13 protein-coding genes are annotated in these 12,497 nt (G+C 36.7%); all 13 read right to left on the minus strand.

What is annotated here, in order from left to right; all coding sequences use genetic code 11:
* Positions 1-45: 45 nt before the first annotated feature.
* The 13 genes from WMO38_RS07615 to flgM all read right to left on the minus strand — a co-directional run bounded on the left by WMO38_RS07615 (position 46) and on the right by flgM (position 12,456).
* Entirely contained in the window at positions 46-870 is an 825-nt protein-coding gene (locus WMO38_RS07615) for a flagellin N-terminal helical domain-containing protein (protein ID WP_349162065.1), read from the minus strand.
* 215 nt (positions 871-1,085) lie between these two features.
* Positions 1,086-1,910 (minus strand): flagellin N-terminal helical domain-containing protein, encoded by an 825-nt coding sequence (locus tag WMO38_RS07620; RefSeq protein ID WP_349162066.1) that lies wholly within the window; start codon positions 1,908-1,910, stop codon positions 1,086-1,088.
* Between the two features lie 134 nt (positions 1,911-2,044).
* On the minus strand, positions 2,045-2,521 hold the full coding sequence (flgN, locus tag WMO38_RS07625) for a flagellar export chaperone FlgN (protein WP_349162068.1): 477 nt from the start codon (positions 2,519-2,521) through the stop codon (positions 2,045-2,047).
* Positions 2,522-2,539: 18 nt separating this feature from the next.
* On the minus strand, positions 2,540-2,926 hold the full coding sequence (fliS, locus tag WMO38_RS07630; RefSeq protein WP_186837252.1) for a flagellar export chaperone FliS: 387 nt from the start codon (positions 2,924-2,926) through the stop codon (positions 2,540-2,542).
* Positions 2,927-3,006: 80 nt separating this feature from the next.
* A complete protein-coding gene (fliD, locus tag WMO38_RS07635; RefSeq protein WP_349162069.1) occupies positions 3,007-5,166 on the minus strand; it encodes a flagellar filament capping protein FliD in 2,160 nt (719 codons plus the stop codon).
* A 48-nt stretch (positions 5,167-5,214) separates the two neighbouring features.
* Positions 5,215-5,625 carry a flagellar protein FlaG gene (locus WMO38_RS07640; RefSeq protein ID WP_021866367.1) on the minus strand — a complete coding sequence of 137 codons (411 nt, stop codon included), beginning with the start codon at positions 5,623-5,625 and terminating at the stop codon, positions 5,215-5,217.
* A 93-nt stretch (positions 5,626-5,718) separates the two neighbouring features.
* Positions 5,719-5,943 (minus strand): carbon storage regulator CsrA, encoded by a 225-nt coding sequence (csrA, locus tag WMO38_RS07645; RefSeq protein ID WP_349162070.1) that lies wholly within the window; start codon positions 5,941-5,943, stop codon positions 5,719-5,721.
* 1 nt (position 5,944) lies between these two features.
* Positions 5,945-6,412 (minus strand): flagellar assembly protein FliW, encoded by a 468-nt coding sequence (gene fliW, locus WMO38_RS07650; protein ID WP_021866365.1) that lies wholly within the window; start codon positions 6,410-6,412, stop codon positions 5,945-5,947.
* A 24-nt stretch (positions 6,413-6,436) separates the two neighbouring features.
* Entirely contained in the window at positions 6,437-7,909 is a 1,473-nt protein-coding gene (gene flgL, locus WMO38_RS07655) for a flagellar hook-associated protein FlgL (RefSeq protein ID WP_021866364.1), read from the minus strand.
* A 19-nt stretch (positions 7,910-7,928) separates the two neighbouring features.
* Positions 7,929-9,488, minus strand: coding sequence for a flagellar hook-associated protein FlgK (gene flgK / locus WMO38_RS07660; protein ID WP_349162072.1), 1,560 nt, complete (start codon positions 9,486-9,488; stop codon positions 7,929-7,931).
* 27 nt (positions 9,489-9,515) lie between these two features.
* Complete coding sequence (flgK, locus tag WMO38_RS07665) at positions 9,516-11,456, minus strand: flagellar hook-associated protein FlgK (protein WP_349162073.1); 1,941 nt, start codon at positions 11,454-11,456, stop codon at positions 9,516-9,518.
* 186 nt (positions 11,457-11,642) lie between these two features.
* A complete protein-coding gene (locus WMO38_RS07670) occupies positions 11,643-12,158 on the minus strand; it encodes a flagellar protein FlgN (RefSeq protein ID WP_349162074.1) in 516 nt (171 codons plus the stop codon).
* A 13-nt stretch (positions 12,159-12,171) separates the two neighbouring features.
* Positions 12,172-12,456 carry a flagellar biosynthesis anti-sigma factor FlgM gene (gene flgM, locus WMO38_RS07675; protein ID WP_021866360.1) on the minus strand — a complete coding sequence of 95 codons (285 nt, stop codon included), beginning with the start codon at positions 12,454-12,456 and terminating at the stop codon, positions 12,172-12,174.
* Positions 12,457-12,497: the final 41 nt, after the last annotated feature.

The following is a 12,497-nucleotide window of genomic DNA, read 5'->3' on the forward strand; positions in this document are numbered from 1 at the left end:
AAAGCTGGCTTTAATAAGCCAGCTTTAATAAACAAAATATACTTTTTACTGGAGAAGTGAAAGTACGCCCTGTGTCTGCTGATTAGCCTGTGAAAGCATTGACTGACCTGCCTGAGCAAGGATATTGTTCTTGCTGTACTCAACCATTTCACTAGCCATATCTGTATCACGGATACGTGATTCAGCTGCCTGTGTATTCTCACTTGTTGTGTTAAGGTTATTGATAGTATGCTCAAGTCTGTTCTGGATAGCACCGAGTTTTGAACGTGTCTCAGATACTGTCTTGATAGCATCCTGAATTGTCTTCATTGCTGTACCAGCTGCTGAGAATGATGATACCTTCATGTTAGCTGTTGTAAGCTGAAGCTTTGAAGCACTCATCTTTGCAATAGATACACTGATTGACTGGCCAGACATAGCACCAACCTGAAGCTTGAGTGCCTTTGATGAGAATGTACCGTCTAAGAGGTTCATTGAGTTGAACTGTGTTGTAGACTGAATTCTGTCAATCTCACTTGTAAGCTGATTCATTTCCTGCTGGATAGCTTCTCTATCAACAGATGTATTAGTATCGTTAGCTGCCTGTGTAGCAAGCTCGTTCATTCTCTGTAAGATTGAATGTGTCTCATTAAGAGCACCTTCTGCTACCTGTACAAGAGAGATACCATCCTGTGCATTTGAAGCAGCTTTGTTAAGACCTCTAATCTGGCTTCTCATCTTCTCTGAGATTGAAAGACCAGCTGCATCATCTGCTGCTCTGTTAATCTTGTAACCTGATGATAACTTTTCTGTTGACTTTGACATTGCACTTGATACTGTGCCCATCTGTCTGCTAGTGTTCATTGCTGATAAATTATGCTGTACTACCATAACTATAATCCTCCTTGATTCAAACAATCCAATTATTTATTTTAAAATTAATAAAAGTGATTCTATTAATCCTATTAACTATTAATCACTCATTTGTATTATATATCGGAGATTTTTTTTATTCCTTAACCCCTAAATTTAAATTTTTTAATTTTTTTGCATAAAAAAACCGCTGCCTTGCGGCAACGGTTTTTTTATTATAGTAGTGCTTATAATTAGCCGAGGAGTGAAAGAACACCCTGTGTCTGCTGGTTAGCCTGTGCAAGCATTGACTGACCTGCCTGAGCAAGGATATTGTTCTTGCTGTACTCAACCATTTCACTAGCCATATCTGTATCACGGATACGTGATTCAGCTGCCTGTGTATTCTCACTTGTTGTGTTAAGGTTGTTAATTGTGTGCTCAAGTCTGTTCTGGATAGCACCGAGTTTTGAACGTGTCTCAGATACTGTCTTGATAGCATCCTGAATTGTCTTCATTGCTGTACCAGCTGCTGAGAATGATGATACCTTCATGTTAGCTGCTGTAAGCTGAAGCTTTGAAGCACTCATCTTTGCAATTGATACACCAATTGACTGACCCTTTAAAGCACCAACCTGAAGCTTAAGCTGCTTTGATGAGAATGTACCGTCTAAGAGGTTCATTGAGTTGAACTGTGTTGTAGACTGGATTCTATCAATTTCGCTTGTAAGCTGATCAATCTCAGCCTTGATAGCTGTTCTATCAACAGATGTATTAGTATCGTTAGCTGCCTGTGTAGCGAGTTCGTTCATTCTCTGTAAGATTGAATGTGTCTCATTAAGAGCACCTTCTGCTACCTGTACAAGAGAGATACCATCCTGTGCATTTGAAGCAGCCTTGTTAAGACCTCTAATCTGGCTTCTCATCTTTTCTGAAATTGAAAGACCAGCTGCATCATCACCTGCACGGTTAATCTTGTAACCTGATGATAACTTTTCTGTTGACTTTGACATTGCACTTGATACACTGTTCATCTGTCTGCTAGTGTTCATTGCTGATAAATTGTGCTGTACTACCATAATTGTTTCCTCCTTGAATTTACAGTGGCGTCCCTGCCACTAATATTATTTTGTTTAGGTTATTTATTTAATAACCTGTTATATATTATATCGGTGATTCTGTTTTAAACTTTACCCCCGAATATAATCTTTTTTTATTTTTTTTGATCCATAAGATGTGGCTCAAAATTCAGCTTGTTCATGCTGTTATAATATGTACTTGCCGCCTGAGTGTTTCTCTTCGCATTTGAAACTTCTTTTCTCATCTGGGCAAATCTGTTTTCAGCAAGAACTTTATTTCTTGCCTCCTGTGCCTGAACCCGCACTGCAAGCTCAGTTACACTTTTAATCAGTTCTTTGATATCGGTTATTTCTGATTTGTATTCATCTTTATGTCCGTCAAGAGTTTCCTTAACTCTTGCAAAAAGTGAATTAAATCCGTCATCAAGTCTTTCTATCTTATCTATGAGTTCTGCTTTCTCATCAATATTTTCGCGGAAAGCTTTCTCATCAAATTCTGCTGCAGCCAATATACCATTTTGTGCTTCGCTTAGCACTATAACTTTTTCAAGTATATCTTTTTTCATTATCAGGCTGTCTGTCATCATCTGAACATAATTTTCTGTTTCCATGATTCACCGCCTTAGTAATTAACCCTGCTTTGCTTTTGCCATTACTTCTTTCCATGTATCACGCATGCCTCGAAGTTCATTTAATGCCTGTTCAAGAAGCTCTTTATCTTTTTTAATGTTAGCCTCAACTAAAAGATTATATATATACTTATATATCTTATCAAAATCTTCTGCAACCGGATATTTATGATTAAGCGTCGCCTGAAATTCTTCTATTATATTTTCTACCTTTATGATATTGTTATGAACTTTCTCCATATCATTTTGTTCCAAGCCTATAATTGCAATATTGCAGAATTTTATAGCTCCCTCATATAAAAGAAGCGTAAGTTCCGCCGGTGATGCCGTAAGAACTTTATTTCTGTTATATTCTGCATATGCCTGATTTGCCTGATTAAATGCCATCCCTTAGTAACCTGTACCTTTCTTTAACGTCCATATGCCTGCACAACCAGATTTTGTGCAGACATATAAACTAATTATTTTTAAGAGAAATATCCTGAAAGTGAAGACTGTGTCTGATTAAGCTTAGCAAGTGCAGACTCCATCTTAGAGAATTTATTGTAATAATAATCTTCCCATGTACTTATCTCTGTCTCTTTATCAGAAATCTTAGTTGTATATGTTGAATACTCTGTAGCCATCTGCTTGTCATTGTATATTGTATAGATACTTCTCATACTTGTAGATGACATTCTCTTCGTCAAATCGCTGTAAAGATTTGATGCAAGCTGTGAGAAGAATGATATTGTTGTATCAGGGTCACTTGCAAGTGCAGCTTTTAACTTATCTTCATTAGCTGATGAAACTGAATCGTCTGAATTACCATCTATATGGAATACACCTTTTTCATTAGTACCTGAACTGAAATACCCCTGTGTCTTAATACCAAAGTTAGCTAATGAATAGCTCTTACCATTAATGCTGATTGATGATGACATAATCGTCTTCATAGCTGTAGATGCATTGCCAAGCGTTGAATCTTTTCTTAAAAGAGAATCTTTAATCTTCTTCTCCCACTCTTTGACTTCATCATCTGTCATCGCCTCTTTTTCATCGCTTGTAAGAGGTTCGTAGCCCTTGGAACTATCTGCATTGTAAGCTGTATCCATAGCCTTAATCAATTCATTATAATCTTTGAAGAAATCTTTAATCTGCTTATAGATACCATCTATATCTGTATCCGTTGTAATTGATACTGTTTCATTGCCTGTAAGTGCTGTTGCCTGGATTGTAAGACCATTAATTGAAAAATTATTAGTATTATTCTTAAATGTTGCACCATTTAATACAATCTCTGAATCGCTGCCTGTAATTCTTACCGCACCTGTTGAATCATCACCTGATGAGCTTACTATCTGCTTTGCAAATGCTGCCTTTGCATCTATTGCAGCATCTGAGTCAGACTTAATCTTTGCATTATCTGTATCAACTTCCGCGACAATCTTATTATATGCTGATGTATCTGTATCAGCTGCCGTTGCAGCAGCTGCACTTCCGTCATCTTTTATTGTAACATATGAAGCTGTATCTTCCATTGTTTTTTTATTAGTCTCATATGTTGTAATATTATTATTTAACGCATCAATTGATTTCTTTTCAGCATTATATTCTGTAAGCTTGCCATCTTTTTCAAGCTTATCTGTATCATATACAAGATTGCCACTGCTGTCTTTTACATCGTTGCCATCATCATCTTTTTTAACGTAATCTTTATATTTATCAGTAAAATCTGTCTGTTCTTTTGACAACTTTGCTTTTGCATTATCAATACCAGCCCATGTATCGTCAGCTTCCATAGTATCTATAACTTTTTTAGCTGCATTGTACTTATCAGCATATGATTTTGCCCGGTCAGCATAATTGATTTTCTTGCTTTCATATGCAGACTGCTTGATAGCATCAAGTTCATCTGTGCTATAATTAGCCCACTTTGTATATTCAGCCATATCAGCTGAAAGATTACCATTGCTGTCTTTTGTTGTATATATTCCAAGTCCTTTAAGTGCATTAAGACCATTCTGATTATTAGAAACTATTGAAAAATCATGGCTTTCACCTGACTTTGCTGCACTGATAAAGAATCTCTGGTTTTCTGAATCAAAGTTTGCATTAAGACCTGCTTCCTTTAATTCTGTGACAAACTTATTAATTGTCATATCACCTGATACCGCAATATCTCTTGTCTTACCATCAACAGTTACTGTCACTTTGCCATCTGACAAATCTCCAATTCCTTTAACATTGCTGAGTTTAGAGCTTCCACTAAGCTTAGCATCTTTGCCGTTGTCATCAGTTCCGCTTATTTCGCCGCCTGTAAGATATCCTGTGGCTGCAAGCTTATTGACTTTAAGTGTCTGTGTACCATTTACAGCAGAAGAACTTGCTGTAACTTTGGCATATGAACTGTTTGAAACTGTGGCTGTTTTTAAATTATAATTTTTTGAAAATCTCATAGAAGACAATTTTCCTGTGTAAAAGCTGTAAATACTTTTATTCATAGTCTTCCAGCTTTCCTGCTTCCATGAAAGTTTTGTTTGTGCTTTTACAAGGTTATCCTTCTGTAATGTATATGATGATACCAAAGCACTTACGAGTGATTCAGTATCAAGACCTGATGATAATCCTGATAATCTTATTGGCATATTATACTCCTATCTGCACCTCCGTGTGCTTAAACAATCATTGTATACTTATCTCTTCTCATCAACAAGAATTCCGGCTATCTCCCACGCTTTTTCGAGCATCTTTAATGCCTTTTCAGATGGAATCTCTCTTATAACTTCATCTGTATCCCTGTCTTTAATTTTAATTGTTATTCTGTTAGTTGGCTCATTATAGCCGAATTCAGCAACAGTATTGCGGTTAATAATCTTATTAATCTCGCTCATGTCTTTCATTGTTGCCGCATTTTTCTCTGAATTGTCAGATGTCTGGCTGCTGCCCGTGTTATCTGACTGCTGGCTTGACTTTACTTCTGTCTGCTTATCCTGTGCTACGGCATCAGATGTCTCTACATTAGTTACAGGTGCCGGCTGGCTTGCAGCTGTGTTTGCCTGATAACTCTGTGCTGCTGTAACTCTGCTTATTGATTCCATTCCCATCTTAAATCCACCTCCGTGTGATAGATAATATCATATTTTCCTATGTGCTACGTTGTATATCGGAAAAATGAGTTTTATAATTAACCCGTTTTTCTATTTTTTTGCAAACAACTCTTTGATATTTTTTATATCTACAGACTGTGCCGCCTCCTTGTTGGCATTCTGAATCTGCATATATACTTCTTTTCTATAGATTGGAACTGATTTTGGTGCTGATATACCGATTTTAACCTGGTCGCCTTTTATCTCGATTATAGTAATCTCTATGTCGTCATTGATAATAACTGCCTCATCTTTTTTTCTTGATAATGCCAGCATCCTACTCACCATCCTTCTGTTTTTTTGCATCAAGTATATCGTAAATAGGAAATCTAACCTGATAATCTTCATTACCGGCAATGAGCTGCGTTCCTTTCATTGTATCCATATTTACTATTATTGGTGCTTTAAGATTGCATGTCATCTTTGTAAGGTCCGATGGAACTGTTATTGTGACATACACGGCAAGATATGCATTTTCTATATCTTCACCAAGTGATTTTATAAGTTCATCTTCCACTATAGGATCGTAATCTTCTTTTACAATTTCCGGTTTGATAATAGGAAGTGCAAGCGAAGGTTCTTCTGCTGACTGAAGCCACATTATTGTATTTTCTGATTCCTTTTCGGCATCAACAACTATCGTGAACTTTTTGAAATCTTCAAATCCTATTATTCCTTTTTCAAATGTTATTATTTTATCTTCTGTTGTATCAATTTCCCCAAACCATTTTGTCTGTATTTTCATGCTAAATCAAACCTTTCCTTAATTTTATAAGAAATCAAGCAATGTCTGCTGTATTACTTTGCTTGCCGCTGTAAGAGAAGCATTGTATACAAGCTGTGCTGCAGAATATCCAACTACAACTTCTTCAAGGTCAATATCTTCATTTTCTGATTTGAGATTTGTAAAGTTCGTTTTCTGTTCTGTAAGTCTGCTCTTTGTAAGATTAAGTCTTGTCATTCTGTTACCTGCATCTGCTTTTGCGAGCGATGCCTGTTCCTGATAACCCTGCATTGTACCGACACAATACTCAAAGCGGTTTTTCATCTCTTCTTTTGCAAGTTCATTCTGCTTTGTAAGACCTTCCTTTATAGAATTCAACTTGCTCTGTGAATCTTTATCACTGTAAATATCCTGTTTTAACATTCCCTCAACTTTTTCAAGCTGTGCTTCAATATCAATAACATTATTTACTGATGTAATCAAATCATCAATATCTCTTCCCAGATACATATTAAATACTTCGTTGGCTTCTGTATTAACTTTTAACTTCTGTGAGAAGTTGATATTATATTCAATATCTTCTGTTTTCTTTGTATATACAACACCTGCATTATCAGGATTGTTGTCAACACAGTCATAATACATTACAGGATTCAAATCACCTTTTGCAAAGTTATCTTTTCTGTATGTAAATGAAAATCCGTCAGAAGCATATAACTGCTTATATACATTTTCTCCAAGAAGAATCTCACCTGTCGCTGCATTAAATGCTGCCTCATCATCTCCCGGCTGATAATTGGAATCATTAACAGCTGCTGCCGCAATTGTAGTTCCGTCATTTAACTTGATTTCAAACGTGCCTGCATCAGAAACTTTTGTATATCCGATTCTTACTCTATGAACATCTGCAACATTAGGTGTTATAACATTTCCTGTCGCTGCATCTGTCTTAACATTAAGATTAAGAATATCATCATTAGAATAAGCATTTGTATATACTGTCTTTAATTCTATGTTTTCTCTTGTAAACTCCTGTGTTATTGTAAAATCAGCTTTAGCTGCTGTCTCATCTGACTGATATGTGAGCGGTGTATCTGTCATATAACCTGAAAAGAGATATCTTCCGGCATATTCAACATCACCTTCCGCATAGTATGCATCGCGAAGTTTATTAAGGCTCTCTGCCAATGTACTTCTTTCTGAAGGTGAATATGAGTCTGTCGCACCCTGTTCACAATAAGCATAAAGGTCTGTTATTACTGATACAGCTTCGTCTACAGCCCCCTCTGTTGTCTTGAGCCACGAATCAGCATCAGGAATATTTTTATTAAGATACTGTGTAACCTGTTCAAGGCTTGAACGAAGACGTAAGGCTCTGATTGCAATTACAGGATCCTCAGACGGCTTATTGATTTTTTTCTGCGTAGAAAGCTGTGTTTCAAGCGTATTTACCTGTTTTTTATTTACCTGGATATTGGCCATCGTACTGTTGACCATCATCTGATTAGTTATTCTCATCTATGCCGCTTCCTTTCTTTTATATTCCAGTCTGATTGATAAGCTTGTCATAAATCTGGTTCATGACTGACATCATCTTTGAGTTAAGATTATAAGCCTGCTGGTACTTTATCATATCCATAGCTTCTTCATCTGTATCAACACCCATTATTGAAAGTCTCTGGTTATGTATGCTTGTCTTCAAATCAGTATAATTCTTATACAGATTAACAGCCTTCTGTGAATCAATTGACATATCACTGACAATACTTTCAAGGAAATACGAGCCTGTGCCGCCTGCAAATATCTTTTCGCTCTGAAGCTTATTTAATTCTTCCATTATCTTTGCGTCTGACTCACCGTCATTCTGCTCTTTTTTAATTGCAAGCAAATCAGCATTTTTAAGAAGTTGAGGATTAACTGTTATATTTCCTGCTGACATTACTGTTGTATTTGGCTGCGTTACAAATAATGAAATTCCCTTGCTGCTTCCATCAGACGTGTAACCTGACTTCATTATCTTATTAACTGCATCAGAGAAAATTTTTGCAAATTCATTGAGCTGTGCCTGATAATAAGGAACACCTTTATATGAAACTGTCTTATCTGCCGCCGGTGCTGTCGTAAGCACAAGATTGCCATCTGAATCAGTAACATTGTTACCATCATCATCAGTTTCTATATTTTCATGCTCACCATTATTACCATCTCTTATATCTATTAGACCTTTTAAATGTCCGCTTAAAGATGTGCTGTACATATCAAACTTCTGTCCTGAATTCCACTGTACATCATAAAGGCCTTCTGCGTCTGAGTAATTCTTTTTATCAGTTCTTGCAACCGTTTCAAGTGTATTATAGCTGTATGATGAAACTAATGTCTGTCCGTTGATTCTTACTGAAAAATTAGATACATTATTTCCCATATCTTCTTCTGATGTATCAAGATTGACAATCTCTGAAAGTTCATCAATCATGGCATTTCTCTTATCACGCAGATCATTTGCATTACCATAATTTGCTTCAATCTGGTTAATCTGTCTGTTAAGTGCAGCTATATTTTTTGCATATGAATTAATCTGCTGGACAGCATCTTTTATCTCGTTATTTGCATCAGCCTGAACATTTCTTAAATTTGTTGTAAGTGTGTTAAAATAATCTGCAAGGCTCTTTGCATTATTGATAAGCTGGTTCTTAGCTGATGTATCTCCAGGTGTAATTGTAAGCTGGTTTACGGCAGAAAAGAAATTTTTGTATTCCTGTGAATATCCGTTGAGTGTAAACTCATCAAGATAATCTTCAATCTGTCCCATATAACTTTCTTTTACTGAATACTGACCGTAATTTGCCATATTATTACGGTATTTTACATCATAGTAACTGTCTCGTATCTGACTTATTTCTGTAACAACAACACCGGAACCGATAGCACCGTATGTTGTATGTGTTCTTAAAGCATCCGCTGCCTGTGTACCTGCCTGCTGTTTTGTGTATCCTTTTGTATTAATATTAGATACATTGTGGCCTGTTATTGTTAATGACGTATTTGCCGCCTGTAATCCTGAATATGCGATTGTTAATCCAAAAAATGTTGATGCCATATTCTCACTTTTTCCTTTCCGCCATTATCATGAACCAAGTGCTGTAACTATATGTTCAAGCATCTCGCTTATTACATTGACATATCTTGATGAGGCATTGTATGCCTGCTGGTATTTTATCATTTTTTCAAGTTCTTCATCTGATGCAACGCCTTCTGACTGAAGTCTCTGGTCATCGTATCCGTCAACCATTGTCTGCTGGTGGTCTACATAATTATAAAGGACTTTTCCTACTGTCGAGAATTCTCCGATAAAGTTATTGTAATATGTGCTGAAATTGCCAACAGCATACATCTGCGGATTTATTGATGCGAAATCACCGTTCCATGCATCAATAAGTTCCTGACCCTTAGCCATATCTTCTTTTCCCTGAAGCGTTGTCATTGGAATCTTTGCTATATCCTGTTCTGCATCAGAATTCATAATTATATTTCCAAGCTTATATTCTGAACGGTCGCCTTTTTCATTCTGGTTATTATGAACATACATGTCATTACCATTGGCATCTTTCATCTTTATATAACGCTTTGTATTAAGTCTTCCAAAGATTTCTGTGCCGACTGTCTTATCTTCATCCATGCCATAATCTGTCTTATCCATGTCAAGCACAGTATAATTGTATGATGTTACGTCAGCCTTATTTTTTAAATCTTTATCGGTATAAAGAGGCTCTGATGATTCGTAGCTGTATGTTCCGTCGCCGTTATCAAAACCTTTTACTTCATTTTTATATTTATCATATAAAACAGCATCTGAAACAGTATAACTGTAGCTGTTTGGCATAATTTCGTTGCCATTTTCATCTGTCAAAGCTGTTGTAAGCTTCATGTCTTTCTCCGGGCAAAGAACATCATTTATCTTTGTCACAATACCGTTCATAAGCTTATCAACGCCCGCAAGAGCACTAAGGATAACCGATGGTTCTATGTACTTATTATAATATTCCTGCTTCTCCTGATATTTTGCATAATCTTTATCATAGGCCGCTTTTCCGTCCGCTGTTGTAAGATCATAATCAGCTTTATCAGGCTTTACCGGTATATCTGTATAATCGACTTCAATGCTTCCTCTTGCAAGAAGTATGCCTTTAAGTCCGCCCTTGTCTTTATCTGTCAATGCAGAATACAATTCTGTCTCCGGATATACATCTCTTTCAAATGCCGGCCATGTCGGAATAAGTAATGTCGAATCATCATTCGTTCTTGATGACATCTGCGTATATGACGACATTGTCACAAATGGAACTCCACCGGCATTTACATATATCTCTCCACCCTGCACTTCATAATATGAAATATCAATATACTCACTGAGTTCATCAAGTGCTTTATCTCTCTGGTCTCTCAAATCGTTGGCATTCTCAACACCTGTACCTTCAATCTTTGCAATCTGCTTATTCAGTGAAAAAATCTTCTCACCATAAGCATTGATTTTGTTAATTGCATTGGCAACATCTATGTTAAGAGTTTCCTGATAATCTTTAAGTCCTGAATAAATTGCATCAGACCTTGTCACAAGTGCTGACGCATTCTGTATGAGTGAAGAACGCTTTACAGTACTTGCTGGTTCTTTACTAAGTTCATTAATTGCCGTATACAGATTGTTCAATGCGTCCTGAAATGTTACGCCCTGAAGTTCTCCAAACTGGTCTTCAACTTCTTCAATAGCCTTGTACTGGTTTGAGTAATAACCAAGCCGGCCGTTTTCTGTCCGATATGCTTTATCTATAAATTCGTCTCTTATTCTTCTGATTTCGCTTATCCCAACACCAAGTCCGTATACAGATGCTGAAGGTGAAGCATAGCTTCCACCGATTCTAAGATAGTGTGTATCCCTGAATGCAATCTGCTGTCTTGTATAACCCTCTGTATTGATATTAGAAAGGTTGTGTGCCGTTGTATTTAATGCTGTCTGTGCTGATTTTAGGCCTGATGCACCAACAAACAGACTCGCCATTCCATTAGCCATAAATATCCTCCTGCCGGTATTGCTTATCCGTAAGCCGGGCATATACTCATCCGTGAGTATATAGAACTGCAGTATCCGCCAAATTCTCATTCCCATACAAGTAATGACTCTGGCTTACTGCCCACATAAATTAAGAAAGCTGCAAAGCAGCTTTTGAAATAATCTTTATAAATTTATATTAATCCGTTACTGCTTGGCGTCAAATCCTCCTGCCGTAGGATATGAATTATTCTGCTCGTATGCACCTTTACTATAATTACCCGTCTGTGGTGCAACCTTTGAATTCTTTGCAAGATTAAGCTCAAATTCAATCATATCCATCGACTCCTGCAATAACATCTTATTATTCTCATTAACTTTCATCAACTGATCAAGTGTTCTTTTCAGTTTCATATGAACATCCGTAAGAGCTTTTGCATCTTTGGGCTGTCCTGACAACATATCTACAATATTCTCAATCTTTATTCCTTTTCTAGGAATATTAAGAACATTGCATATATCTCCCACATTCTCATCCCTGAAAGCATCAAGTTTATTAATCTTATCAATGCTTCTTTGCTCAAGTCCAAGAATTTCCTGTAATCTTTCAACATTGCCATTAACAATGGCGGTGGTCTTTTCTTCGGAAAGCTTCAAAAGGCCCTGATATTCTGTATTTTCTTTATCCAACACATCTATAAGTGTCTCTATCAAACTCGCCATCTAATTCCACCGCCTAAAATACTAATGTTTCTGCATCTGCAATTATCTTATCAGCCACATCTTCTGAACTGACATTATATGTTCTGTTTGCAAACTGTGCCCTGAGGGCTTCTACTTTATCCATCCGGACATCTTCTGCCGCATTAACTGCTGACTTTGCTGTCTGATAGCTTTTAGCCGCATTTGAAATTTCAAGTTTATCACTGAACTCAGAACTGCCTGATGTTTTCTTAGCAGTATTCACTTTTGTGCTCGACTTGTAAATCTGGCTTACCGCATTATATGCATCTATACGCATGCTAACCGCCTCTCTTTCTTTTATCTTATGTGAAATGTATC

It is taken from the genome of Lachnospira hominis (ex Hitch et al. 2025) (assembly GCF_040096395.1).
Taxonomy (GTDB): domain Bacteria; phylum Bacillota; class Clostridia; order Lachnospirales; family Lachnospiraceae; genus Lachnospira; species Lachnospira hominis.

Coding starts and splice junctions, on each gene's coding strand:
- fliS (WP_186837252.1), bottom strand. CDS start 2,926: ATGGCATTTAATCAGGCAAATCAGGCATATGCAGAATATAACAGAAAT.
- flgM (WP_021866360.1), bottom strand. CDS start 12,456: ATGCGTATAGATGCATATAATGCGGTAAGCCAGATTTACAAGTCGAGC.
- csrA (WP_349162070.1), bottom strand. CDS start 5,943: ATGCTGGCATTATCAAGAAAAAAAGATGAGGCAGTTATTATCAATGAC.
- WMO38_RS07670 (WP_349162074.1), bottom strand. CDS start 12,158: ATGGCGAGTTTGATAGAGACACTTATAGATGTGTTGGATAAAGAAAAT.
- WMO38_RS07640 (WP_021866367.1), bottom strand. CDS start 5,625: ATGGGAATGGAATCAATAAGCAGAGTTACAGCAGCACAGAGTTATCAG.
- fliW (WP_021866365.1), bottom strand. CDS start 6,412: ATGAAAATACAGACAAAATGGTTTGGGGAAATTGATACAACAGAAGAT.
- flgN (WP_349162068.1), bottom strand. CDS start 2,521: ATGGAAACAGAAAATTATGTTCAGATGATGACAGACAGCCTGATAATG.
- fliD (WP_349162069.1), bottom strand. CDS start 5,166: ATGCCAATAAGATTATCAGGATTATCATCAGGTCTTGATACTGAATCA.
- flgK (WP_349162073.1), bottom strand. CDS start 11,456: ATGGCTAATGGAATGGCGAGTCTGTTTGTTGGTGCATCAGGCCTAAAA.
- WMO38_RS07620 (WP_349162066.1), bottom strand. CDS start 1,910: ATGGTAGTACAGCACAATTTATCAGCAATGAACACTAGCAGACAGATG.
- flgL (WP_021866364.1), bottom strand. CDS start 7,909: ATGAGAATAACTAATCAGATGATGGTCAACAGTACGATGGCCAATATC.
- WMO38_RS07615 (WP_349162065.1), bottom strand. CDS start 870: ATGGTAGTACAGCATAATTTATCAGCAATGAACACTAGCAGACAGATG.
- flgK (WP_349162072.1), bottom strand. CDS start 9,488: ATGGCATCAACATTTTTTGGATTAACAATCGCATATTCAGGATTACAG.